Source organism: Nocardioides sp. P5_C9_2 (assembly GCF_054049555.1).
Genome location: NZ_JBFUMD010000010.1, coordinates 1 through 23962 on the forward strand (window position 1 = coordinate 1; position 23962 = coordinate 23962).

Annotated in this window: 21 protein-coding genes; 6 read left to right on the forward strand and 15 right to left on the reverse strand. The window is 72.7% G+C overall.

What is annotated here, in order from left to right; genetic code table 11:
* The coding region (locus tag ACXJKL_RS01170) for an FAD-dependent oxidoreductase (RefSeq protein WP_457205212.1) at positions 1-350 on the reverse strand (350 nt) is incomplete at its 3' end.
* A 66-nt stretch (positions 351-416) separates the two neighbouring features.
* On the opposite strand from ACXJKL_RS01170, the gene ACXJKL_RS01175 reads away from it, so the two are divergent.
* On the forward strand, positions 417-752 hold the full coding sequence (locus tag ACXJKL_RS01175) for an antibiotic biosynthesis monooxygenase family protein (RefSeq protein WP_457205213.1): 336 nt from the start codon (positions 417-419) through the stop codon (positions 750-752).
* Here the strand turns inward: ACXJKL_RS01175 and ACXJKL_RS01180 are convergent.
* Positions 713-1096 (reverse strand): hypothetical protein, encoded by a 384-nt coding sequence (locus tag ACXJKL_RS01180; protein WP_457205214.1) that lies wholly within the window; start codon positions 1094-1096, stop codon positions 713-715. The genes ACXJKL_RS01175 and ACXJKL_RS01180 overlap by 40 nt on opposite strands.
* Positions 1093-1413 carry a hypothetical protein gene (locus ACXJKL_RS01185; RefSeq protein WP_457205215.1) on the reverse strand — a complete coding sequence of 107 codons (321 nt, stop codon included), beginning with the start codon at positions 1411-1413 and terminating at the stop codon, positions 1093-1095. The genes ACXJKL_RS01180 and ACXJKL_RS01185 overlap by 4 nt, the downstream gene beginning before the upstream one ends.
* 135 nt (positions 1414-1548) lie before the next feature.
* On the opposite strand from ACXJKL_RS01185, the gene ACXJKL_RS01190 reads away from it, so the two are divergent.
* The 4 genes from ACXJKL_RS01190 to ACXJKL_RS01205 all read left to right on the forward strand — a co-directional run bounded on the left by ACXJKL_RS01190 (position 1549) and on the right by ACXJKL_RS01205 (position 7552).
* The gene (locus ACXJKL_RS01190; protein WP_457205216.1) at positions 1549-3423 is read left to right on the forward strand and encodes an AMP-dependent synthetase/ligase; all 1875 of its coding nucleotides are present in this window, start codon (positions 1549-1551) and stop codon (positions 3421-3423) included.
* Positions 3413-4243, forward strand: a complete 831-nt coding sequence (locus ACXJKL_RS01195; RefSeq protein WP_457205217.1) for a glycerophosphodiester phosphodiesterase family protein — start codon at positions 3413-3415, stop codon at positions 4241-4243. The genes ACXJKL_RS01190 and ACXJKL_RS01195 overlap by 11 nt, the downstream gene beginning before the upstream one ends.
* Before the next feature lie 44 nt (positions 4244-4287).
* Positions 4288-5328 (forward strand): hypothetical protein, encoded by a 1041-nt coding sequence (locus ACXJKL_RS01200; protein WP_457205218.1) that lies wholly within the window; start codon positions 4288-4290, stop codon positions 5326-5328.
* Positions 5329-5404: 76 nt separating this feature from the next.
* Positions 5405-7552 carry an MMPL family transporter gene (locus ACXJKL_RS01205; RefSeq protein WP_457205219.1) on the forward strand — a complete coding sequence of 716 codons (2148 nt, stop codon included), beginning with the start codon at positions 5405-5407 and terminating at the stop codon, positions 7550-7552.
* A 701-nt stretch (positions 7553-8253) separates the two neighbouring features.
* Here the strand turns inward: ACXJKL_RS01205 and ACXJKL_RS01210 are convergent.
* The 6 genes from ACXJKL_RS01210 to ACXJKL_RS01235 all read right to left on the reverse strand — a co-directional run bounded on the left by ACXJKL_RS01210 (position 8254) and on the right by ACXJKL_RS01235 (position 15083).
* A complete protein-coding gene (locus ACXJKL_RS01210) occupies positions 8254-9555 on the reverse strand; it encodes an endonuclease/exonuclease/phosphatase family protein (protein ID WP_457205220.1) in 1302 nt (433 codons plus the stop codon).
* Between the two features lie 76 nt (positions 9556-9631).
* Complete coding sequence (locus ACXJKL_RS01215) at positions 9632-11134, reverse strand: arylsulfotransferase family protein (protein WP_457205221.1); 1503 nt, start codon at positions 11132-11134, stop codon at positions 9632-9634.
* Positions 11135-11143: 9 nt separating this feature from the next.
* Complete coding sequence (locus tag ACXJKL_RS01220; RefSeq protein ID WP_457205222.1) at positions 11144-11866, reverse strand: hypothetical protein; 723 nt, start codon at positions 11864-11866, stop codon at positions 11144-11146.
* A 34-nt stretch (positions 11867-11900) separates the two neighbouring features.
* Positions 11901-13151 carry a sugar ABC transporter permease gene (locus ACXJKL_RS01225; RefSeq protein WP_457205223.1) on the reverse strand — a complete coding sequence of 417 codons (1251 nt, stop codon included), beginning with the start codon at positions 13149-13151 and terminating at the stop codon, positions 11901-11903.
* Positions 13144-13980, reverse strand: a complete 837-nt coding sequence (locus tag ACXJKL_RS01230) for an ATP-binding cassette domain-containing protein (RefSeq protein WP_457205224.1) — start codon at positions 13978-13980, stop codon at positions 13144-13146. Before ACXJKL_RS01230 ends, ACXJKL_RS01225 begins: the two co-directional genes overlap by 8 nt.
* Entirely contained in the window at positions 13980-15083 is a 1104-nt protein-coding gene (locus ACXJKL_RS01235) for a substrate-binding domain-containing protein (RefSeq protein WP_457205225.1), read from the reverse strand. The genes ACXJKL_RS01230 and ACXJKL_RS01235 overlap by 1 nt, the downstream gene beginning before the upstream one ends.
* A gap of 178 nt (positions 15084-15261) precedes the next feature.
* Between ACXJKL_RS01235 and ACXJKL_RS01240 the strand changes: the two genes are divergently transcribed.
* Positions 15262-16413, forward strand: coding sequence for an ROK family protein (locus ACXJKL_RS01240; protein WP_457205226.1), 1152 nt, complete (start codon positions 15262-15264; stop codon positions 16411-16413).
* Here ACXJKL_RS01240 and ACXJKL_RS01245 read toward each other — a convergent pair.
* The 6 genes from ACXJKL_RS01245 to ACXJKL_RS01270 all read right to left on the reverse strand — a co-directional run.
* Positions 16357-17745, reverse strand: coding sequence for a guanine deaminase (locus ACXJKL_RS01245; RefSeq protein ID WP_457205227.1), 1389 nt, complete (start codon positions 17743-17745; stop codon positions 16357-16359). The two genes, ACXJKL_RS01240 and ACXJKL_RS01245, sit on opposite strands and share 57 nt — an antisense overlap.
* The gene (gene xdhC / locus ACXJKL_RS01250; protein WP_457205228.1) at positions 17742-18557 is read right to left on the reverse strand and encodes a xanthine dehydrogenase accessory protein XdhC; all 816 of its coding nucleotides are present in this window, start codon (positions 18555-18557) and stop codon (positions 17742-17744) included. Before xdhC ends, ACXJKL_RS01245 begins: the two co-directional genes overlap by 4 nt.
* 1 nt (position 18558) lies before the next feature.
* On the reverse strand, positions 18559-20910 hold the full coding sequence (locus tag ACXJKL_RS01255) for a xanthine dehydrogenase molybdopterin binding subunit (RefSeq protein WP_457205229.1): 2352 nt from the start codon (positions 20908-20910) through the stop codon (positions 18559-18561).
* Positions 20907-22307, reverse strand: a complete 1401-nt coding sequence (locus tag ACXJKL_RS01260; protein WP_457205230.1) for a xanthine dehydrogenase small subunit — start codon at positions 22305-22307, stop codon at positions 20907-20909. The genes ACXJKL_RS01255 and ACXJKL_RS01260 overlap by 4 nt, the downstream gene beginning before the upstream one ends.
* A 36-nt stretch (positions 22308-22343) precedes the next feature.
* Positions 22344-23177 (reverse strand): bifunctional allantoicase/(S)-ureidoglycine aminohydrolase, encoded by an 834-nt coding sequence (locus ACXJKL_RS01265; RefSeq protein ID WP_457205231.1) that lies wholly within the window; start codon positions 23175-23177, stop codon positions 22344-22346.
* The coding region (locus ACXJKL_RS01270; RefSeq protein WP_457205232.1) for an amidohydrolase family protein at positions 23174-23962 on the reverse strand (789 nt) is incomplete at its 5' end. The genes ACXJKL_RS01265 and ACXJKL_RS01270, both read right to left, overlap by 4 nt.

A 23962-nucleotide genomic window follows, 5' to 3' on the forward strand; every position in this document is an offset into this window, starting at 1 on the left:
TCGCGCGGGCGACCGATCGCCGTACCCAGGGTGGCGGGCAGGAGGCCCGGGGCCCGCAGGGGATGGCCGAGGACCGACGTCCCGGAGTCGGTCACGGCCGCAACCCCGGCACCGAACCCCTGCAGGCCGAGCGCGTCCACGTCGACCCAGCGGCGTACGGCGGGGTAGGCGGGGTTGAGCAGCTGGAAGCCGCGGTCGACGAGGAACCCGTCGATCCGGTCGGTGCGGATCCGCCCGCCCACCGCGTCGGCGGCCTCGAGCACCACGACCTCGTGCCCGGCCTCGCTCAGCACCCGCGCGCAGCGCAGTCCCGCGAGCCCTGCACCCACGACCAGCACGTCGGCGTCCACGCCGCGACCCTAGTGCGCGGATGGGAGCGGGTGGGAGCGGGTGGGAGCGGGTGGCAGGCTGGAGCGGTGACCACGATCAAGATCAACGCCATCACCGTCCCCGCCGGCTCGGGCGACGAGCTCGCCCACCGCTTCGCCGCGAGCGCCGGTGCCGTCGACGGCGCCGACGGCTTCGAGGGCTTCGAGCTGCTCCGTCCGACCGACGAGCGCGAGCAGTGGCTCGTCGTCACGCGCTGGCGCGACGAGGAGTCGTTCCAGGCGTGGATGTCCTCGCCCGGCTTCGCCGAGGGGCACCGCTCGGCGGCCGAGCGCGCGGGCGGCGACGCACCCCGACCGGTCTCGACGCACAGCGAGGTGTGGAGCTACGAGGTGGCGGGCGGCTCGGCGGGGTCCTCCGACTGAGGCGCGTGCTCGGCCCGGTAGCGCTCCATCAGCCGGTCGAGCAGCGCACCCAGGTCGGCGGCCAGCTCGTCGTCGAGCGCGGTGAACGAGAACGTCGCACGGCCCGTACGTCGCGCCAGCAGCGTCGGCGACGATGCCGCGAGGTCGTCGGGGTAGCGGTCGGCGATGATCAGGTACAGGCCGACCTTCCTGGTGCCGCGCTTGAGCGCCGCGAAGTAGTCGTGGCCGGTCGCTCCCGGCCACACCAGCGCCGGCACGCCGTAGATGGTGCCGTCCACCAGCTCGGGATGGTAGCGGTCGAGCAGCCCCCACAGCCGCGCCTCGACCGCCTCGAGGTCGCTCACGACCCCGGGCCGGGAGCCGAGCCCTCGCGCCGCGCGTGCAGCCGCTGCTGCGCCTCCCCCAGGAAGGCCAGGCACGGAGCCTCGACGTCCGGGTGCTTCTCGACGAGGTGGAAGGTCCACCGGTCCATCGCCGCCATGAAGGCGTTGTCCTCACCGGTCCGGTACGTCGACCACGCCCGGTGACCCTTCGCGCGGCAGGTCGAGCAGCTGATCTTGTAGACGAACTGCTGCGCGGCGTCGAGGTCGATGCTGACCCGGGCCAGCGGACCGCCCTGCTCGGCGGCCTTCCTCGCGCGGGCGGAGCGGCTCGCGACCATGTCGTCCTCCAGGTTCGATGGAGGGCCAGTCTCCCCCATCACTCCCGGCGCCGGACTCCCCCTAGCCACCGGGCCCCCGGGTGCGTGAGGATCGTGACCGCCGTCACACCCGTGTCCCACCCCCGAGGAGCCCGCATGACCGACGCGCCGACCGAGGCCGTGCAGACCGACCGAGCACGGATCGAGGAGGCGGTCGCCGGCCGCACCCTCATCGACGCGCTCGCCGACACGGCCGCCGCGCACGCCGACGAGCCGGCGTACAGCGACCGGCACGGCGTCGCCGAGGGCGAGACGTGGCGCACGCTCACCTGGGCGCAGACCCGGGAGACGGCGCTCGACGTCGCGGCCGCCCTGGTGGGGGCGGGCGTGCAGGTCGGCGACACCGTCGCCCTCATGGCCACGAACCGGATCGAGCACCTGGTCGGCGACATGGGCGCGGTGCACGCGGCGGCCACCCCGATGTCGATCTACAACACCCTCTCCCCCGAGCAGGTCGCCTTCATCGCGGGCGAGTCCGACCCGCGGGTCGCGATCCTGGAGGGCACCGACCAGCTCGAGCGCTGGCGCGACGCCCTCGACGCGGTCGGCACCGTCGTCGTGCTCGACCCGGACGACAAGCCGGACGGCGACCGCTTCGTCACCTGGGACGACTTCGTGGCCGGCGGGGCGGCGTACCGGCACGAGCACGCCGCCGAGATCGAGCGGCGACACCGGGCGCTCGACCCCGACGCACCGGCGACGATCCTCTACACCTCCGGCACGACCGGCAACCCCAAGGGAGTCGTGCTCACCCACCACAACGTCCTCTACGAGGCCCTCAGCACGTTGGAGGCCGCCGGGCTCCAGGAGCCGCAGCGCCAGATCAGCTACCTCCCGCTCGCGCACATCGCCGAGCGGGTGCTCGGGCTCTACGGCCCCCAGGTGGTGAGCGGTCACGTGCACTGCATCGGCGATCCTGCGCAGCTGTTGGCGACCCTCGGCGAGGTGCACCCCACGGCCTTCTTCGGCGTCCCGCGCGTCTGGGAGAAGATCAAGACCGGCCTCTCCGCCAAGCTGGCCGCCGACCCGAACCCCGACAACGTCCGGCTCGTCCAGGACTCGATGGCCGCGGGCCTCGCCTGGGTCCAGGCCCAGGAGGTCGGGGGCGTGATGACGCCGGAGATCCAGGCGGCGTACGACGAGGCGGAGGCGGCCATCCTCGGCCTCCTCAAGCTGCTCCTCGGCCTCGACCAGGTCACGTGGGCCGGCTCCGCGGCGGCCCCGATGCCGCTCGAGGTCGCCAAGTTCATGGCCGGGCTCGGGCTGATCGTCTACGACGTCTACGGGATGACCGAGACGTGCGGCGCCGTCACCGCCAACGGTCCGGGCGGCTTCCGGCTCGGCACCGTGGGCCGGGCCACCCCGGGCATGGAGCTCACCCTCGGCGAGGACAGCGAGGTGCTGGTCCGCGGGCCGGTCATCACCCCCGGCTACCACCGCCAGGAGCGGGCCACCCGCAACCTCATCGACGCCGACGGGTGGGTGCACACCGGTGACATCGGCACCCTCGACGAGGAGGGCTTCTTCGCGATCGTCGATCGCAAGAAGGAGCTGATCATCACCTCCAACGGCAAGAACATCGCCCCGTCCAACATCGAGAACCTCCTCAAGGAGTCGCCGGTCGTCGGCCACGCGATGGCCATCGGTGACAACCGCTCGTACGTCGTCGCCGTCCTCACCCTCGACGGCGAGGTCGCCCCGGTGCTTGCGAAGGCGCGCGGGATCGAGTTCACCGACCTCGCCGACCTGTCCGCCCACCCCGAGATCCGTGCGATGGCCCAGGACGCCGTCGACAAGGCCAACGCCCGCCTCTCGCGACCCGAGCAGGTCAAGGCGTGGGACCTCCTCCCGGAGGAGTGGACGGCGGAGTCCGAGGAGCTCACCCCCACGCTCAAGCTCAAGCGTCGCGTCGTGAACCGCAAGTACGCCGACGTGGTCGAGCGGCTCTACGCCACCCCTCGTGACGTGTGATCTCCAGGCCCACCGGGGCGGCGCCGGGCTCTGGCCGGAGAACACCCTCGAGGCCTTCGGTCGGGCCCTCGCCCTCGGCGTCTCCACCCTCGAGCTGGACGTGCACCTCACGGCCGACGACGACGTGGTGGTCTCGCACGACCCCGCCCTGGCCGACGCCCGGCTCATCCGCACGCTCACCCGCGCCGACCTGCCGCCCTCCATGCCGCTGCTGCGCCAGGTCGCGGCCCTGCTCGCCGAGCGCGGCGCCGACCCCGTCCGCGTCAACCTGGAGATCAAGTACGACGCCCTCGCGGCCGCCGACCCGACGTCGCGGGCCGACGTCGTCGACGTCGTCGTGGAGGCCATCCGCATCGACGGGCTGGTGGGGCGGACCAGCATCCAGTGCTTCGACTGGGGCGCGCTGCGGCTCGTCGGGGACGTCGAGCCGCTCCTGGCCCGCAACCTCCTCGTCTCGCCCCGCTACCTGAAGGGGTCGGCGGACGGCCCGTCCCCGTGGTTCGACGGTCTCGAGGTCCAGGAGCACTTCGTGCGGACCGCCGCCGCCCAGGGCTTCGACGCGATCTCCCCGATGCACGGCAGCCCCTTCGCCGCCGGCGTCGACGACCCGGCGTACGTCCCGTTCGCCACGGCCGGGCTGGTCGCCGAGGCCCACGAGGTCGGGCTGCGGGTCGTCCCCTACGTCGTGGACGATCCCCCGACGATGCGGGCCCTGCTCGACGCCGGCGTGGACGGGCTGATCACCAACCGGCCGGACGTGCTCCGCACGGTGCTGGCCGGCCTCGGTCGGTCGCTGCCCGCGGCGTTCCCCCGTCCGTGACGAAGGGGATGCAACCATCCGCTCCGCGGTGGTGTCCTAGGAGCATGAACCGTCTCGTCCTCGCGCTGGCCGTCGCCCCACTGGCCCTGACGCTCCACTCCGCGCCGGCGGGCGCCTCCGACCGCGCGGCCGCCCCCCGCCAGGTCTTCGACGTCTCCGACCTCGACACCGGCGCCGCCCCGCAGGTCGCCTGGGCCGAGCGGACCCGGGCCTCCCGCGTCGTCATCCACGGTCCCGACGGGGCCACCCCGGCCCCCGGCAACGTCCGCGCGTTCGCCCCGATGGGCTCGGGGTACGTCGTGCAGACCGGGGGCGCACGTCCCCCGAGGGTCCGGTGGATCGGCGCCGACGGCACCCCCGGGCCGCGCGAGTGGCGCACCGGCTACGGGCTGGCCGTCTCGAGCGGCGGCGAGGCGGTCGCCTTCACCGGCCGCCGGGGCCAGGTGCGGGTCATCGACTCCGAGGGCGACCGTGTCCTGCGGATGCCGCGCGTGCCAGGCCGGGGCCTGCACACCCCCGCGGTGGTCTTCGGGGAGGACTGCCAGGAGAGCGAGACCAGCAACGGCTGCGCGATCATGGTCAACTCCACGCGCCGCCCCCTCAGCTGGGTCACCTCCTCCCACGGGATCGTCGACCGCACCCCCTTCCAGACGGTGACGACCGGTCGCGGGCGCTGGCTCGGCGGGATCGTGAGCCGCACCGACACGGGCACCTGCAACGCGATGCGTCGCGGCACCCGCACGCGGTGGACCACGTGCCGCAACCAGCTCTCGACCATCTCCCCCGACCGGCGACACCTCGTCGGCACCCCGGCGTACGCCGACGGCTTCGGTCCGACCCGGCTCGACTTCCTCGACCTCCGCTCGGGCGACCGGACCCGCTCCCTCGTCAGTGACCGGCAGGGCCGCTCGGCGACGTACGTCGACCAGGTGTGGGAAGACTCCGAGCACCTGCTCGTCGTGACCTTCCAGGCCGGGGAGTGGGCGATCGTCCGACTCGGCACCGACGGATCGATGGAGTACGCCGTGCCGCCGCGGCCGGACGGCGGGGACCTGGATGCACCGCTATACCTCACAACGGGGTGACTGGTCTAGACCCCTAGGCGCGGCTCAGGGAAATAACTGATGCGCACCGTCGGTGGTCTCTGTTCCACTTGAATACATGAACCGTCAGCTCGCCGGCACCCTCACGGGCCGGGTCACCAAGTGGGTCGTCCTCGTCGTGTGGCTGCTCATCGCCGCCGGCTCCGCGATGTTCGCCAGCAAGCTGGCGGACGTGCAGAACAACGAGGCGTCGTCGTGGCTGCCCGGGTCGGCGGAGTCGACCAGGGCCTTCGAGAAGCTCGAGCCGTTCCAGGACCCCAACGCCATCCCGACCGTCATCGTCTACGAGCGTGCCGGCGGCCTGACGGAGGCCGACCTCGCCGCCATCGAGGACCAGGCGGCCGAGTTCGCGACGATGAACGACGTGGCGGAGCCCAGGGAGGGGCGGCCCCCGTCGGTCGTCAGCCCAGCCACCGCCGCGCAGCTGGGCTTCCCGGCGGTCTCCGAGAACGGTGAGGTCGCCCAGACGTCGGTGACCTTCGACCTCGGTGCCGAGGGGTGGAACAAGATGCCGGACGTCGCCGACGAGCTGCGGAGCATCGCCGCGCTCGACGGCGTGGACGTCTACGTGGCGGGCGCGGGCGGCCAGGCCGCCGACTCCGCCGAGGCGTTCGGGGGCATCGACACGACCCTCCTCGCCGGCACCCTCGGCGTCGTCATCCTGATCCTGCTGTTCACCTACCGCAGCCCGGTCCTGTGGATGCTGCCGATCTTCAGTGCGGTCGTGGCGCTGTTCGTCTCCCAGGCGCTCATCTACTTCCTGGCGAAGTACGCCGACCTCACCGTCAACGGGCAGTCCTATGCCATCTTGACGATCCTGGTGATCGGCGCCGGCACCGACTACGCCCTGCTGCTCGTGGCCCGCTACCGCGAGGAGCTGCGTCGCCACCAGGACCGGCACGAGGCGATGGCGTTCGCCCTGCACCGCGCCGCGCCGGCCCTCTTCGCGAGTGCCGCCACCGTCGCGCTCGGCATGCTGTGCCTGCTCTTCGCCGAGATGAACTCCACCGCCGGCCTCGGCCCGATCGCCGCCATCGGCATCGCCGTCACGTTCCTGGTGATGATCACCCTGCTGCCCGCGCTCCTGGTGATCACCGGGCGCTGGATCTTCTGGCCGCGACGCCCGGGATTCGGCTCGGCCGAGCCGACGCAGACCGGGATCTGGGCCAAGGTCGGGCGCTGGATCGTGCCCCGGCCGCGCAAGGTGTGGGTCGTCACCTCGGTGATCCTGGCCATCGCCTGCCTGGGCCTGCTGCGCCTGGACACCAACGGCCTGTCGACGGAGGACTCCTACACCCAGGAGTTCCAGTCGGTCACCGGCCAGAACGTGCTGGTCGACGCCGGCCTGGTCGACCAGTCCAACACGGTCATGGTGGTGGCCAACGCCGGGAGCGAGGACGCGATCGCCGCGGCCATGGAGGGCCTCGACAACGTCGAGCCGCCCAAGCCGGCGGTCACCTCCGGGGACGTCACGTTCGTGGAGGCCGCCATCGGGTCCGACCCGGCATCGCCCGAAGCCTTCGCGACCGTCGAGCGGGTCCGGGACGCCGTCCACGCCGTCGACGGCGCGAATGCGCTCGTGGGGGGCAACTCGGCCTTCTTCCTGGACACCAAGAACGCCTCCAACCACGACAACGTCGTCATCATCCCGATCATCCTGCTCCTGGTGTTCCTGATCCTGATGGCCCTGCTGCGCGCGGTCGTGGCGCCGCTCATCCTGATCGCCACCGTCGTGCTCTCCTTCGGGGGCGCGCTCGGCATCTCCGCGATGCTGTTCGAGTACGTCTTCGGCTTCGCCGGGTCCGACCCCGGCTTCCCGCTGTTCGCGTTCGTGTTCCTCGTGGCTCTGGGCATCGACTACAACATCTTCCTGATGACGCGAGTGCGTGAGGAGACGATGCACTACGGCACCCGCAAGGGCGCCCTCGTCGCCCTGACCTCCACGGGTGGCGTCATCACCAGCGCCGGACTGGTGCTCGCAGCGACGTTCCTGGTGCTGGGCACCATCCCCGTCGTGTTCCTCGCCGAGCTGGGCGTCGCCGTGGCCCTCGGCGTCATCCTGGACACGATGATCGTCCGGTCCGTGCTGGTCACCGCGATCAACATGGACCTCGGCGGCAAGATCTGGTGGCCGAGCACGCTCGACCGGGACGACCACCACCTCACCCTCGACGAGATCGAGGCGCCCATCGAGACGGTGCACTGACGGGATCGCGATTCGCCGCCGGCCGCGGACTGGCGGCGGGCGACAGCCGGACCGACGACCAGCACGTCGTACGCCGCCACCTGCTGCCGCGCCCTGGCGACCCGCCCACCAACTGGCGGCCCGCCCACCAACTGGCGGCCCGCTCACCAACTGGCGGCCAGCGACAGCCGGACCGACCGCCAGTACGTCGTACGCCGCCACCTGCTGCCGCGCCCTGGATCCCCGCGCCGCCTTCCGCCGCCCGCTGAGGACCGCCGGCCCGGCTCACAAACTGGCGGCGCGCGACAGCCGGACCGCCGACCCGCCCACCAACTGGCGGCGCGCCACAGCCGGACCGACGACCAGCACGTCGTCGGCCGCCACCTGCTGCCGCGCCCTGGCGGCCCGCTCACCAACTGGCGGCGCGCGACAGCCGGACCGACCGCCAGTACGTCGTACGCCGCCACCTACTGAGGCCACCCACCGGCCCGCCCACCAACTGGCGGCGCGCGACAGCCGACCCACCGGCCCGCCCACCAACTGGCGGCGCGCGACAGCCGACCCACCGGCCCGCCCACCAACTGGCGGCGCGCGACAGCCGACCCACCGGCCTGCCCACCAACTGGCGGCGCGCGACAGCCGGACCGACGACCAGCCCGTCGTGCGCCGCCACCTACTGAGGCCACCACCTCCCCATCGCCCTCCCGAGCGCGGCGATCGGATCAGTAGCGCACGTCGAGCCACACCTGGCGGTGGTCGGAGGTCGGCACCCCGGTGAAGGGGTACGCGGCCGGGCTGTAGTCGCCCGTCAGGTAGTAGAGCGGGTCGGAGTCGACGGGCCAGAAGATCCCCGAACCGACCACGTGGGTGCCCTTCGACGGCAGGACGTAGTCGACGCGCAGGTTGCCCGGGGCGCCGTCGGCGAAGTCGGCGGTGTCCAGCGCCGGCTCGCCCCGCTGGGTCAGGTTGGCGCCGCCCTGGTCGACGGCCTCGGCCCCACCGGCCGCGGTGGGACGAGGGTCGCGGATCCGCGAGTGGTGCAGCAGCTGGTCGATCGCGTGGTCGACGGAGTCGCCGTCCACCGGGTCCGCGTTCTGGTCACCGGCGATGACGAACCGCTCGCCGCGGGCCAGTCCGCCGTACCGACCCTCGTCGTCGTAGACGTACGCCGAGCGCTGGGCGTTGGGCGCGACGTAGTCGGCCCAGAAGCGGATCTCGTCGTGGTTGCGCAGGCCGTTGCGGTCCTCCGGGCCGTCGAAGGTGGGCGGCGTCGGGTGCGACACGAGGAAGTGCACGGTCTCGTCGCCGATCTCGATCGGCACGTCCCAGTGCGACTTGGAGGAGAGGCGGACGTCCTCGAGCTCGTCGGCGGAGTACCAGTCGGCCGGCTCGGGCGTGGCCGGGTCGTCGGGGAGCAGGGCGCCGGGCATGTCGGCCCAGCGGAACGTCTGGAAGGTCCGCACCGCGTCGGTGTCGATCGGATACCGGGAGTAGACGACCATGCCGTACTGGCCGGGGAACAGCCCGAAGCCGAACGCGTCGTCRCCCCCGCCGATCCGACCGTCGTTGTTGAGGTCGTGGCCGCTCGGCACCCCGGTGTTGACCGGCGCGACGTAGGCGTAGGGGTACTCGATCGGGGCGGCCCCGTGGTGGCCGACMTCCAGGAAGTTGTCGCGGAAGAGGTCGACGGCGGCGGGGTCGTAGTCGAACTCGTTGACCAGGAGCACGTCGGGACGGGTCCGCTGGACGGTCTCGGCGACGTTCTGCGCCTGGCGCACGGCGCCGGTGCCGGCGTCCGGGTCGGAGAGGTCGGCGACCAGACCGCCGGCCGTGGCGCGGTTGAGCGAGGCGTTGAACGTGGAGAAGCGCACGGCCTCGCGCACGCCGCGGCCTTCGCCGTGGCCGTCGCCGTGGCCGTGGCCGTGGCCGCGATCGGCCTGGGCCGGGGAGAGCGCGCTGATCGCCAGCGCCGTCACCAGTCCGGCGCCGAGCAGGGTGGAACGTCTCAGGGTGGTACGGCTCATCAGGGACCTCCGAGTCGGGTGATGTCTCCCCGCACCCTAGGGACCCGCGGTGAACGCCGGGTGTCCGGACCCCGTGTCAGACCCGGACGGTCCGGGTGCGCCCGAGGACCCGACCGTCGGCGTGCAGCGCCTCCGCACGCACGACCCGGGTGCCGGTCTCGAGGGCGACCACGGTCTCGAAGCCGTCGCGCCGCGTCTCCCCGAGGGGCGCCAGCCCGGAGGCCCGGGGACCCGCGAGCACCCGCCAGGCCGCCACCTCGGTGGCACCGTTCCAGGAGAGGTGTGCCGATCCGTCCGCCACGACGAGGTCGGGGGCCGTGACCGGAYGCCCGCGCCACGGGAACCGGTAGGACCGGTAGGAGCCGAGACCGAGGCCGGAGAGCTCGAAGACCACCTCGCCATCCGCGTCGAACTCGGTCGCATAGGGGTCCATCCCCCACCCGACCAGCACGTGACCGTCGTCGAGGTGCTGCGCGTTGCCCATCGCGTAGCCGTACCGGTCCTCGTGGCGCAGGGCCTGCACGAGCGTGGCGGTCATCGCCTCCTCGTCGAGCTCGAAGCGCAGCGCCGCCGACACCGCGTCGGTCTCCGTGGCGTTGTCGTGGTTGTCGTAGATGGTGATCGAGCCGTCGGGCTGGCGTCGCAGGTCGTGCTGCCACCCGAACTCCCCGCCCTGCGGGACCTCGAAGTCGCTCTTCCTCCCTCCGAAGCGCCAGAGCACCTCGCCGGTCCGCCGGTCGATCCGGTAGAGCGCGCTCGTGTGCCGACCCGAGATCAGCAGCCCGTCACCGTCCTCCTCGATCGAGTTGACGTGGATGGGGTCGAAGGGCAGCGCGGCAGTGCCCGTGTCGTCGATCTCGCGGTAGGTCTCGGTGAGGTCGATGTGGTCGAGCCCCTCCCAGTCCAGCAGCACCYCCCCCGTCGCCACGTCGACCTCCTGCAGCCGACCGCCCCAGACGTAGCCGTCCACCGGACCGCCGATCGGGCTCAGGTCGTAGGGGATGGTCGGGTACGACGTGAGCAGCGCGGTCCCCCGCGACGTCAGCTGGAACTCGTGGATGTCGGCCAGCACCCCGTGGCCGCAGCGCACCTCGGCCACCGGCAGGTAGCGCTCGTCGAGGATGACGCCCTTGCCGTTGCCGGTGCCCTCCTTGATCTCGCCGGTCCAGTAGGTGAGCACGGGACGACCGCGGTAGGTCTGGACCCGCAGGTCCGTGGCGGCGTTGCCGTCGGGCTCGATCCACACCGGCTGCGCGCGGTCGTCGTAGACGACGCCACGGAAGACGGGGGTGCGTGGAGTGGTGAAGAGCAGGCCGGTCGCCACGGTGGCTCCGTCCTTGGACCAGACCTTCGCCTCAGGGGCCGTGAGCTGGCTGCTGACGAAGCGGAGCGGCTCGGGTGCGGCCGGCTCTGCCGGCGCCGCTTCCTCCGGCTCCGCCTCTGCCGCGGGCGGGTCCGCGTCGCGGGCCGTCCACGCCCACCCGGCGCCCACGCCCGCCGCACCGAGCACCACACCGGCGCCCATCATGAGTACGTCGCGACGCGCGGGCCGCGGTCCGGGTGGAGGGGTCTCGGTCATCTCGCCAACCTAGACGAAACCGAGCCGCTCGCACCGGCGCGCCGTGGACCCGGCGCAGAGCTCGTCGATGGTCACGACGCCCTCGCGCACGAGGACGCTCGTGAGCTGCGCCAGCCGGACCTCGGTCATCTCGTACAGCCACGAGGGGACTCCCTCGTGGTCCTCGGCCCCCTCGACCTCGTCGTCCGCGAGGATCCCGACGGCCACGTCGGCCGCCTGCTCGCTCATCGCGGTGGCCGGCACGTGCAGCATCGAGCGGCGGGAGCCCTTCACGAGCTGTCGCGCCGCCTCGAGGTCGGAGTCCGCGGGGGGTCCGCCCTGCTCCGAGGTGATCGGCTCGGCGACCCCGACGAAACGGTCGGCGCCCGGCACGAGCGTCGTGTGGGCGACGACGGGGACCTCGTCCTCACCGCCCCCGACGAGGGCCTCGGCCTCCTCGACCTCGACCGGGTCGAGGACGATGACGTCAGCACTGTCGGCGAGCGCCTCGTCGGCCTGGGACGCCTGCGTGGCCGCGTTCCCCTCGGCGTCGTACACCCGCACGGTGCACTCCTCGCAGCTGGCCTCGACGCGGGCCTCGAAGGCGTCCACGTCGACCGGCGGCTCGAGCCGCTGCGACCCGTCGGCCACGAGGAGGGCGACGACGGTGGGGTCCTCACCGGTGCAGCCGCCGAGCAGGCCGCATCCCAGCAGGACGGCGAGGAGGGTGGGGACGGTGGTGAGGGGGCGCATCGCGGCACATCGTATGCGCCCCCTCACCGACCGATCAGCCGCGACCGCTCGAGGTACGAGCGCGACGCGACACGGAGTCGATCGTCACGGCCAGCAGCAGCACTGCCCCGGTGACCATGAAGCGCACCGAGGAATCCACACCGACCAGGTTGAGGCCCGTCTGGATCGCCTGCAGGACGATGATGCCGAGCATCGCGGAGTACGCCGACCCGCGGCCACCGAAGAGCGACGTGCCGCCGATCACCGCGGCCGCGATGGCCGTCAGGTTGGTGTCGGTCGTGCCGCTCGCCTGCGAGACGCTGGTCTGCAGACCGGCGGCCAGGAGACCACCGACCGCCGCCAGCGCCGAGCAGAGCACGAAGACCGACAGGTAGACCCGGTCGACCTTGATGCCGGAGCGACGAGATGCCTCCTCGTTGCCGCCGACCGCGAAGACGTGCCGGCCCCAACGGGTCCGGCGCAGCGCGAGGTCCATCAGCACGACCATGAGCGCGAAGAAGAGCCACAGGTAGCTCCACCCGCGGTCGATGTTGACGTAGTAGGTGAGGAACCCGAGCCCGACGAGCAGCGCGCCACCCTTGATGAGCACGAGCGGCAGCCACGGGGCGCTGAGCTCGGCCGCGGCTCGCTGCCGGATCGTCCGCAGCTGCGTCCCGACGTACAGGAGCGCGATGAGCACGACCAGGACGTAGGACACGGCCGGGGACAGGAACTCGAACCGGGTGAACTGCACCAGGAACGAGTCCGAGGGCAGGTTGATCGTGCCCTGCGTGCCGAGCACGTAGAGCAGTGCGCCCTGGAAGCCGAGGAGTCCCGCCAACGAGAAGACGAAGGAGGGGACCCCCAGCCGGTTGTAGAGCAGGGCGTAGAAGGCACCGATGGCCACGCCGACCACGATCGCCGCGAGGATCGCGATCACCTCGGACTGCCCCTTGTTGACCAGCAGGACGGCCATGATCGCGGCGGTGAAGCCGCTGACGGAGCCCACCGACAGGTCGATCTCACCGAGCAGCAGCACCAGCACGATGCCCAGCGCGATGATGCCGATCGGCGCCGCGAACTGGGTGATCGACACGATGCTGCGCGAGGAGAGGAACCGCGGCTCCGCGCTGTAGAAGCCGATGCTGATGAGGATCAGCCCGATGACCACCGGCAGGCTGCCGAGCTCTCCGGACTTGAGGCGGTTGACGAACAGCCGGAAGTATCCCGACAGCCCCTCGGTGCGGATGAGCCGCTCGTCGGCGAGGTCGGCGGCGACGGCGGAGCCGGGGGTCTCGTCAGCCATCGTGGCCTCCTTCGGTGGTCGTGGTCGGGTCGGTGGCCTGTCCCCGCGAGGCGCGGGCGGCGACCACGTTGTCGGACGCACCGGTGATGGCCGCCACCAGCTCGGCGGTCGAGGCCTCCTCGACGTTGAACTCCGCGGCGTTCTTGCCCAGGCGCAGCACGACGATGCGGTCCGCGACGGCCTGGACGTCGGCCATGTTGTGGCTGATCAGGATGACGCCGAGGCCGTGCTCACGCAGCCGCTCGATGAGGTTGAGCACCTCCGCGGTCTGGGCGACGCCCAGCGCGGCGGTGGGCTCGTCGAGCATGACCACCTTGGGGCTGCCGACCAGGCTGCGCGCGATGGCGACGGTCTGGCGCTGGCCGCCCGAGAGGGACGCGATCGGGATCCGGACGCTGGGGATCTTGGCGGAGAGGGTGCGCAGCAGCCGCCACGCCTCCTTCTCCATGTGGACTTCGTTGATGAAGGGGCCCGCGGTCTTCTCCTGGCCGAGGAACAGGTTGGCCACCACGTCGAGGTTGTCGCACAGCGCGAGGTCCTGGAAGACGGTGGCGATGCCGAGGGCCTGGGCCTCTGCCGGGCCACTGGCCCGCATGGGCGAGCCGTCGAAGGTGATGTGCCCATCGTCGGGCGTGTAGACCCCCGAGATCACCTTGACGAGCGTGGACTTGCCGGCGCCGTTGTCGCCGACCAGGGCGACGACCTCGCCCGCCCGGACGTCCATGTGGACGTCCGAGAGGGCTTGGACGGCACCGAAGCGCTTGGTGACGCCGGCCAGGGAGAGAACGACCTCCCCGGCCGGCGCACGGTGTGTAGCAGTGGTGGACATCAGGAGATGCCAGCCGCCTCGCACGCCTTGGCGTACTCGCCGGTGCAGATGTCGTCGGCCGAGTAGAAGCCGTCGGCGATGATCGTGTCGTTGACGTTGTCCTTCGTGACGACGATCGGGGTGAAGATGTACGACGGCACACCCTCGTAGTCGGTCTGGTCGATGCCGGTCTCGGTCGGGTTGGGCACGTCGTCGCCGTTGGCCAGCGCCACCGCGACCTCAGCGGCGGTCTCCGCCTCGATCGGGATGGGCTTGTAGATGGTCATCGCCTGCTGGCCGGCGAGGATCCGCTGGATCGCGGCCACCTCGGCGTCCTGGCCGGTGATGGGCGGCAGGGCGTCGGCCGCGACGCCGCCACCGGTGAGGGCGGCGACCACGCCACCGGCCTGGCCGTCGTTGGCGGCGTAGACGCCGTTGATCTCCGACGCGTCGTACTTGCTCAGCTGGTCGGTGACGAACGTCTGCGCGTTCTCCGGGCTCCAGTCGGGGTTGTCGTACTCCTCGAGGATCTTGACGTTGCTCTCGTCCAGGACGCCGTGCGCGCCGGCCTTGAACTGCGCGGCGTTGGGGTCGCTCGGGGCACCGTTGAGCATCAGGATGCTGCCCTTGTCGCCCATCGCCTCGACGAGCGCCTCGGCCTGCATCTTGCCGACGGTCTCGTTGTCGAAGGACATGTAGTAGTCGGCCTCGGCGATGAAGCGGTCGTAGGCGATGACCGACGCGCCCGAGTCCTGCGCGGACTGGACCATGCCGCCGGCACCGGCGCCGTTGACCGGGTCGAGCACGACGACGCTGGCACCCTCGGAGATGGCGGTGTCGACCTGCTGGGTCTGCTTGGCCTCGTCCTGGTCGGCGTTGTAGTAGACGACCTCGCAGTCGCTGCAGAGATTGGCGACCGCGTCCGTGAACAGCGGCTTGTCGAACGCCTCGTAACGGGTGGTCTTGGACTCGGGGAGCAGCAGGGCGATGACCTTGCTGTCGCCACCGCCGCTGGCGGAGTCGCCGCCGGACTGGTCGTCGTTGGCACCACAGGCGGTCAGGGCCGCGGCGCCGAAGAGCAGGGCAGCGCCGCTGGCGGCGACGCGGTGGATGGAGCGGGGCATGAGGTCTCCTGGGCTGGCCTGGGCCCGCCGAGCGACGGGCCGATGTGAAGGTCCTCTGAGTGTGGTGAGTCACACGCTAGTCGTCAAGTCATGAACACAAACTCATACCCAAACGTTGCATTGGGGCGCTTATGCACATCTCTTGACGACAAGGGGCTCCGTGGCCCACAGTTCCTCCATGTCATCCCCCGGGTCGACCGCCTCGTTGCGTACGGCCAACCTCCAGCGCGTCGTGGACGTGCTGCGGGGTCAGGAGGCGGGCGAGCCCGTGTCGCAGGCGGACATCGCCCGACAGACGGGCCTGGCACCGGCCACGGTGTCCAACATCGTGCGCGAGCTCTCGGCGGGCGGCCTCCTGGAGGTCGAGCCGGGTCGGGGCAGGAGGGGTACGACGGTCGCCCTGGCGCGGTCGGCCGGCCTCGTGGCCGGCATCGACTTCGGTCACAGCCACGTGGCGGTCGCCCTCGGCGACCTCACCGGCACCCTGCTCGCCGAGGAGCGGTCCACGCTCAACGCCGGGCACCTCCACACCGACGGCCTCGACCGGGCCCACGACCTGCTCGAGCAGCTGCTCGCCGGCGCTGGTCTGGACCGGGCAGCCATCCGCACGATCGGCCTCGGCCTGCCCGCCCCCATGACGGAGGGCATCGTCCGGTCGTCGGCCATCCTTCCCGGCTGGGTCGGCGTCAACGCCCCCGAGTCCGCCCGGGAGCGCTTCGGGGCGACGGTGCACATCGACAACGACGCCAACCTCGGCGCCCTGGCCGAGCACCGGCACGGGGTGGCCCGGGGCCACGACAGCTCGGTGTTCGTCAAGGTCTCCTCGGGAGTCGGCGCCGGCATCGTGCTCGACGACCGGCTCTTCCACGGCAGCGGCGGCACCGCCGGCGAGATCGGCCACCTCACCCTCGACGAGAACGGACCGGTGTGCCGGTGTGGCAGCCGAGGCTGCCTGGAGGCCTACACCTCGACCGGCGCGCTCCAGGCGATGATGGGGCTCCAGCTGCCGGGCGCGTCGGTCGACGACATCGTCCGGGCCGCCCGCGAGGGCAACGTCTCGGCCCTGCGCGCCCTCGAGGACGCCGGCCTGCACCTGGGCTGGGCGTTGGCGAGCGTGGTCAACCTGCTCAACCCCGCCCTGGTGGTGGTGGGCGGTGAGATGGCCCGCGCCGAGGACCTGCTCCTCGACTCGGCCCGCATCGGGCTGCGTCGCCACGCACTGGACGCGGTGGCCTCGACCCCGGTGGTGGCCTCCGAGCTCGGCGAGCGCGCGTCACTGGTGGGCGCGGTGCTGCTGGCCGCCGAGCGCACCGAGCTGCTCCCCGACTGACACCGGACGCAGGAACCCACCCGAGGCGATCTGCTCGCCTCCCACCCAGACGTCGGCCACGTCGGCGTCGCTGGCCAGCGCGAAGACCTTGCCCAGTGCCTCCTCCGCCGAGCCGGCGTGCCGCAGACCGATGTCGAGGGCGGTGCCGACGGGTGGGCGCAGGCAGATCGCGTCGAACGCCTTGCCCTCGGAGAGGTCGCCCACGACGTCCGCGAGCCCGAGGGCCGCCGCGCCGGCCGCGGTGCTCAGGTGCAGGAGGTGACCGGGTGCCAGCGGCAGTCCCTCGTCGCCGAGGAGCCGCTGCACGAAGTAGGCCTGGAGCCCCTCCTTGAAGATCGAGAAGCCGGTGCCGGCGCCCACGTCGCAGCCCAGCGCCACCCGCACTCCCGCCTCGACGTGTCGACGCATGCGGAACAGCCCCGAGCCGAGGGCCGAGTTGCTGCTCGGGCAGTGCGCCACCGCCGTGCCGCGGGCGGCGAGCACACCGAGCTCGGCGTCGAGCGGGTGCACGTTGTGCGCCAGGACCGACCGGGGCCCGAGCAGGCCGTGGTGGTCATAGGTGTCGACGTACCCCGTGCGGTGCGGGAACTGGCCACGCACGGTGGCCACCTCGGTGAGGTTCTCGTTGACGTGCGAGGTGAACAGGGCGCCCTCAACGTCGGCCATCACCGCCGCGCACGAGGCCAGCATGGGATCTGAGGCGGACAGCGAGAAGCGGGGCGTGACGGCGTACCGGGCCCGCCCGCGACCGTGCCAGCGCGACGCCAGCTCCACGGCCTCCGCGTGCGCCCGCTCGGGGGTGGTGAGCAGCGGGTCCGGCAGCATCCGGTCGCTGACGACCACCCCGCTGGTCAGGCGCAGCCCGAAGCGCGAGGCCTCCGCGAACAGCGTGTCCACGGCCGTGGCGAAGTGCGATCCGAACACCAGCGAGGTCGTCGTGCCCGCGGACACCAGCCCGGCGACGAACTCCGCCGCGATCCGTGYCGCGTAGTCGGTCGCCGCCAGGTTCTGCTCCTCCGGCAGGGCACAGCGTTCCAGCCACTCCAGCAGCGGCATCCCGAGCGCCCCGATGATGCGGACCTGCGGGAAGTGCGCGTGCGCGTCGACCAGGCCGGGCAGCAGGATCCCTGCCCGCAGGTCGATCACCGGCGCGAGCGGGTGGGCCGCGGCCACCGCGGCGAAGGGACCTCGCGTCGTGATCGTGCCCCCGGACGAGACGAGCAGGCCCAGGTCGTCGTCGTACCGGAAGCCCGGCCCCGTGGCCTGCTCGGCGAAGGGGTCGTCGGGGGTGTCGTAGGCCCGTACCCGGTACAGGACCGGGGCCGGTGTCATGCGTCGGCCCGGGATCGCTCCGACGCGAAGCGCCGCAGCAGCGCCGACGCCGCCCCCAGCGCGATGGCTGGCGGCGACTTGTCGCCGAGCGTGGCGTCACCGATCGGGCACTCGATGCGCGCGATCGCCGTCTCGTCGTGGCCCTCGACGAGGAGCCCGGAGCGGAAGCGGACCCACTTGGCCGCGGAGCCGATCAGCCCGATGCTGCCCAGGTGGCCGCAGCGCAGGGCCGCGTCGCAGACGGCGAGGTCCTCGGCGTGGTCGTGGGTCATCACGAGCACATGGGTGCCCGCGGGGACCGAGCCGAGGGCGAGCTCCGGCACCGGCGAGTGGTGGACCTCGACCCGCGCCTCCGCGTCGGCGAGGCAGGCCAGCCGTCCGTCGGCCAGCTGCTCGGCGCGGGAGTCGACGAGGTGCAGGTCCAGGTCGTGCCGCGCCAGGATCCGGGCCAGTTCCAGGCCGACGTGGCCCACCCCGACGATCGCGACCGCCGGCACGACGGGCAGCGGCTCGAGCAGGACGGTGACCTCCCCGCCGCAGCACTGGCGGCCGTGGTCGGTGCGCGTCTTGTCGGTGAGCCCGAGGACCAGCTCCTCCGGCCCTGACTGCGGCTCCCCGAGCAGGACCCGCGCCCGGGTCACCGCGGTCTCCTCCAGGTTGCCGCCCCCGATGGTCCCCCAGGTCTCCTCCGCGGCCACCACCATCTTCGCCCCGGCCTCGCGGGGCGCGTGGCCGCGCACCCCGGCGACGGTGACGAGGACCCCGGCGCGACGTTCGGTCCGCAGCAGCTCGACAGCCCCGACCCAGCGCACCTCACACCTCCGACGCGGCGTGGGCGGGGGCGACCTGCTCGGACCGCGGGTGCAGTGCCGGGGCGGCCGGGTCCGGGCGGTCCGGGACGAGACCCGGGAGACCCTCGACGACGTGGTGCTCGCCCGAGCCACGCGCGCGCTCGACGGCCCAGAACACCGCCTCCGGAGTCGCCGGCGAGGGAAGGTCGACGCTGGTGCCGGCGGGACCGAAGGCCGCCGCGGCCTGCCGCAGGGCCTCCCGGACGGACAGGGCGAGCATCAGGGGCGGTTCCCCGACGGCCTTCGACCCGAAGACGACCCCGTCCTCGTGGGCACGCTCGAGGAACGCGACGTTCAGCTCCTCGGGGAGCTCGCTGAGGCTCGGGAGCTTGTAGGTGCTGGCGGCCTGCGTGGTGAGCCGCCCCCGACCGGGTCCGTGGGACTCGTCCCAGCGCAGGTCCTCCAGGGTCAGCCAGCCGGCGCCCTGCACGAAGCCACCCTCGACCTGTCCGAGGTCGACCAGCGGGGAGAGGCTGTCGCCCACGTCGTGCACGATGTCCACCCGGCGCGTGCGGTGGGCGCCGGTGAATCCGTCGATCTCCACCTCGGTGGCGGCGACGCCGTACGCGAAGTACTTGAACGGGTGGCCCTGCATCGCCGTGGAGTCCCAGTGGATGCCCTCGGTCCGGTAGAAGCCCGCGGCCCACAGCTGCACTCGGCCGAAGTACGCCTCGCGGACCAGCTCCTCCCAGGGCAGCCCGCGCCCGGCGTCGAGCTCCGTCAACCGGGTACGGATCTGGTCGCAGGCGTCCCGGACCGCGCCGCCGTTGAGGTCGGCACCGGAGCTGGCGGCCGTGGCCGAGGTGTTGGGCACCTTGTCGGTCCGCGTGGGCGCGAGCCGGACGCGGGCGAGGGGTACGCCGAGGGACGTCGCCGCGACCTGCAGCATCTTGGTGTGCAGGCCCTGGCCCATCTCGGTGCCGCCGTGGTTGATGAGCACCGAGCCGTCCTTGTAGACGTGCACCAGCGCACCGGCCTGGTTGAAGGCGGTGAAGTTGAACGAGATGCCGAACTTGACGGGCGTCACGGCGAGCCCGCGCTTGGTGTGCGGGTGGGCGGCGTTGAACGCGGCGACCTCCGCCGACCGGGTGGCGACCCGTCCGGTGGCGACGACCTGCTCCCAGGCGCGCAGCACCCGCTCCGGGTGGCGCACCGGCTGCCCGTACGGCGTGGTCTGGCCCTCGACGTAGAAGTTGCGCCGCCGCAGCTCGGCGGGGTCGATGCCGAGCAGCGGTGCGCAGCGGCCGAGGACGTCCTCCACGACCAGCATGCCCTGGGGCCCCCCGAAGCCCCGGAACGCGGTCTGGGACGTCTTGTGGGTGCGGGCGACCCGGCCGTGCAGGAGGACGTGCGGGATCCAGTAGGCGTTGTCGACGTGGCACAGCGCCCGCGCCAGCACCGGCTCGCTGAGGTCGAGGCTCCAGCCGCCGTCGGAGGTCAGGGTGGCCTCGAGCGCCTGCAGCCGGCCGTCGTCGTCGAAGCCGACGCGCCACTGGGCGTGGAAGCCGTGGCGCTTGCCGGTCATGGTCATGTCCTGCGTGCGGGTGAGGCGGAGGCGGACCGGACGTCGGGTGAGCGTGGCTCCGAGGGACGCGATCGCGGCGAACCCGTGCGGCTGCATCTCCTTGCCGCCGAACCCGCCACCCATGCGCAGGCACTGCACGGTGACCTCGTGGTTGTGGAGGCCGAGGACGTGCGCCACGATCTCCTGCGTCTCGGACGGGTGCTGGGTGCTGCTCTGCACGAACACCTGACCGCCCTCGTCCACCAGCGCCAGCGCGGCGTGGGTCTCGAGGTAGAAGTGCTCCTGGCCCGCCATCTCGGTGGTGCCGCTGAACACGCGGGTCGCCCCCGCGAGAGCCGCCTCGGTGTCGCCGCGGCCGACGACGGGTCGACCGCCCTGGAAGCTGCCGGCCCCGATGGCCTCGGTCAGCGCGACGACGGCCGGGAGCGGCTCGTAGTCGACCTCGACGGCGGCGGCGCCGAGCCGGGCGGCCTCCAGGGTCTCCCCCAGCACCCAGCAGACCGCGTGCCCGACGAACATCACCTCGTCGGGGAAGAGCGGCTCGTCGTGCTTGACCCCGGCGTCGTTGACCCCCGGCACGTCCGCTGCGGTGAGCACCCTGACCACGCCGTCGACCTCGAGCGCGGGCGCGGGGTCGAGGCGGGTGACCCGGGCGTGGGCGTGCGGCGAGCACACCGGGTGCGCGTGCAGGACGTCCCGGGTGCGGTGCACGAGGTCGTCGGTGTAGAGCGCGTGCCCGGTGACGTGCAGGGCGGCGCTCTCGTGGGGCAGGGCCGAGCCGACACTCATCGCGACACCCCTCCCGCTGCCGCACCGGGCGACGACGTCTCCGCCCACAGCCGACGCAGCGCGTTGCCCAGCATCGCCGAGCGGTACGCCGCGCTGGCCCGCTGGTCGTCGATCGGCGTGCCCTCGTCGCGCAGCACCTCCGCCGCCGCCTCGACGGTCTCGTCGGTCCAGGACCGCCCCTCGAGGGCGGCCTCCGTCGCCCGCGCGCGGATCGGCGTCGCGGCCACACCACCCAGCCCGATCCGCGCCCGCACGACGGTGCCGTCGACGACGTCGAGGCCGAAGCCGACAGCGACGCTCGAGATGTCGTCGTACCGTCGCTTCGCGACCTTGTGGAACGCGGTGAGGCCCGGGAGCGGCCGTGGGACCCGCACCGACCGGACCAGCTCGTCGGGGCGACGGACGGTCTCGCGGTAGCCGGTGAAGTGGGCCGACAGCGGCACCTCGCGCTCGCCGTCCAGCGACGCCAGCACCACGGTCGCGTCCAGGGCCAGCAGGGCGGGTGCCAGGTCACCGATCGGCGACGCGGTGCCCAGGTTGCCGCCGATGGTCGCGCCGTTGCGGATCAGGCGGGAGGCGAACTGCGGCCACACCTCGTCGAGCAGCGGCACCGCTCCGCCGAGCAGGGCCTCCACCTCGCTCAGGGTGAGCGCCGCCCCGATCTCGACCGGGTCCCCCGACGAGACCTGCCGCAGCTCGGGCAGGCGGTCGATCGCCACGACGTACGCCGGGCGACGGCCGCGGAGATTGACCTCGACACCGAGGTCGGTGGCGCCCGCGACGACCGTGGCGTCGGGGTGGTCCCGCAGCAGGCGCAGCGCCCCGGCGAGGTCGGCGGGACGGGCGAAGCCGTCGATCCGGGTCGGCACCGGGGGTGGCGCCGGCCGCTGCTGCCGCTCGGCCAGGGCGTCCCCGCCGGGCGGCGTGCCGAGGGCGTTCGCGGCGTCGCGGATCGGTCGGTAGCCCGTGCAGCGACACAGGTTGCCGCTCAGGGCGTGGACGTCGAAGCCGTCCGCGCGGCCGGGCCGGTAGTACTCGGCGGCCATCGAGCAGACGAAGCCCGGTGTGCAGTAGCCGCACTGGGAGCCGCCGCGCTCCGCGAGCTCGGACTGCACCGGGTGCAGGTCGTCGGGACTGCCGAGGCCCTCGGCGGTGACGACCTCCTGCCCGTCGAGGGAGGCCGCGGGGACCAGGCAGGCGTTGACCGGGGTCCACCGGCTGCCGTCGCCGTCGGGCCGCAGCACCAGCACCGCACAGGCGCCGCACTCCCCCTCGGCACAGCCCTCCTTGGCGCCGGTCAGCCCGAGGCCGCGCACGAGGTCGAGCGCGTTGGTGTGCGCGGGCACACCGGCGAGCGGGCGTGCCTGCCCGTTGACGATGACGTGCGGATCCGACATGCGCTACCCCCCGACCCCGAATCTACGTGACCGGGGTCACATGCGGGGGTGAAGTCGCGGATGCCGGTTGACGTCCTTGTAGAGCAGGTAGCGGAACCGTCCCGGCCCCCCGGCGTAGCAGGCCTGGGGACAGAACGCCCGCAGCCACATGAAGTCGCCGGCCTGCACCTCGACCCAGTCCTTGTTGAGCAGGTAGACCGCCTTGCCCTCCAGGACGTAGAGGCCGTGCTCCATCACGTGGGTCTCCGGGAACGGGATCGCGCCCCCGGGCTCGAAGCTGACGATGTTGACGTGCATGTCGTGGCGGACGTCGTCGGGGTCCACGAACCGTTGGGTGCCCCACGCGCCCTCGGTGTCCGGCATCGGCCGGACGGGCACGTCGGCCTCGTGGGTCACGAAGGACGCGGGCACCTCGACGCCGTCCACCCGCTCGTAGGCCTTGCGGATCCAGTGGAAGGTCGCGGTGGCGTCGCCCCGGTTGTGCAGGGCCCACCGGGACTCGGCCGAGAGGTAGGCGTAGCCGCCGGGCCCGACGCGGTGGCCGATCCCGTCCACCTCGAGCGAGACCGTCCCGTCGACCACGAACAGCACGGACTCCTCCCCCTCGGCGGACTCCTCGGCGGGCCGGGGCAGGTCGCTCCCCCCGCCGGGCGACACCTCGACGAYGTACCACGCGAAGGTCTCGGCGAAGCCGGACAGCGGCCGCGCCAGCACCCACAGGCGGGTCCGGTCCCAGAAGGGCAGCCGGCTGGCCACGATGTCGCGCATGGTGCCGCGCGGGAGCACGGCGTACGCCTCGGTGAACACGGCCCGGTCGGTGGTCAGCTCGGTCTGCGCGGGCAGGCCGCCGCGCGGCACCCAGTACGTCATCCGGCACCCCTCCTCAACAGCCGCCCGCGGGGGGCGGCGGCCAGGTCGATCGGTACGCCGCGCAGCCAGGTCTGGCGCACGGTGCCGGTGAGCGTACGCCCGGCATAGGCCGACACCGGGTTCTTGTGGTGCAGGCGGCGCACGTCGACCACCAGCTCCTCGTCGGGCGCCAGCACGCACAGGTCGGCGTCGGCCCCGACCTCGATCGCGCCCTTGCCGGTCAGGCCGACCCGGTCGGCGGGCGCGGTGGACATCCAGCGAGCCACGTCGACCAGCCCGAGCCCCCGCGCACGCGCGCTCGTCCAGACGACGGGCAGCCCGAGCTGGAGCGAGGCGATGCCACCCCAGGCGCCCGCGAAATCCCCTCCGCCCTTGAGCTCGACCGTGCTCGGCGAGTGGTCGGTGACCACGAGGTCGATCACCCCGTCCTCGAGGGCGCGCCACAGCGCGTCCCGGTTGCCGGCGTCGCGGATCGGCGGACAGCACTTGAGCTCGGTCGCCCCCGCGCGGATCGACCCGGCGTCGAAGTGAAGGTAGTGCGGACAGGTCTCGACGGACACGTCGACGCCCTGCTCCCGGGCGGCGCGCAGGGCGGGCACGGCGGCMGCGGCGCTGAGGTGGACGACGTGCGCGCGACCGCCCGTGGCCCGGGCCGTGTCGATGACCAGGTCGATGGCGCGTTGCTCGGCCGCGTCCGGCCGGCTCGCGAGGAACCCGGCGTACGCCGGGCCGGGGGCGCACGGCGAGATCGCGTCGCCGTCCTCGGCGTGCACCAGGAGCAGGGA

Bases quoted from the DNA above. Each gene is read 5' to 3' on its own strand.
- ACXJKL_RS01185 (WP_457205215.1), bottom strand. From the start codon at position 1,413: ATGGTCGCGAGCCGCTCCGCCCGCGCGAGGAAGGCCGCCGAGCAGGGC.
- ACXJKL_RS01190 (WP_457205216.1), top strand. From the start codon at position 1,549: ATGACCGACGCGCCGACCGAGGCCGTGCAGACCGACCGAGCACGGATC.
- ACXJKL_RS01200 (WP_457205218.1), top strand. From the start codon at position 4,288: ATGAACCGTCTCGTCCTCGCGCTGGCCGTCGCCCCACTGGCCCTGACG.
- ACXJKL_RS01205 (WP_457205219.1), top strand. From the start codon at position 5,405: ATGAACCGTCAGCTCGCCGGCACCCTCACGGGCCGGGTCACCAAGTGG.
- ACXJKL_RS01220 (WP_457205222.1), bottom strand. From the start codon at position 11,866: ATGCGCCCCCTCACCACCGTCCCCACCCTCCTCGCCGTCCTGCTGGGA.
- ACXJKL_RS01225 (WP_457205223.1), bottom strand. From the start codon at position 13,151: ATGGCTGACGAGACCCCCGGCTCCGCCGTCGCCGCCGACCTCGCCGAC.
- ACXJKL_RS01230 (WP_457205224.1), bottom strand. From the start codon at position 13,980: ATGTCCACCACTGCTACACACCGTGCGCCGGCCGGGGAGGTCGTTCTC.
- ACXJKL_RS01235 (WP_457205225.1), bottom strand. From the start codon at position 15,083: ATGCCCCGCTCCATCCACCGCGTCGCCGCCAGCGGCGCTGCCCTGCTC.
- ACXJKL_RS01240 (WP_457205226.1), top strand. From the start codon at position 15,262: ATGTCATCCCCCGGGTCGACCGCCTCGTTGCGTACGGCCAACCTCCAG.
- ACXJKL_RS01255 (WP_457205229.1), bottom strand. From the start codon at position 20,910: ATGAGTGTCGGCTCGGCCCTGCCCCACGAGAGCGCCGCCCTGCACGTC.
- ACXJKL_RS01260 (WP_457205230.1), bottom strand. From the start codon at position 22,307: ATGTCGGATCCGCACGTCATCGTCAACGGGCAGGCACGCCCGCTCGCC.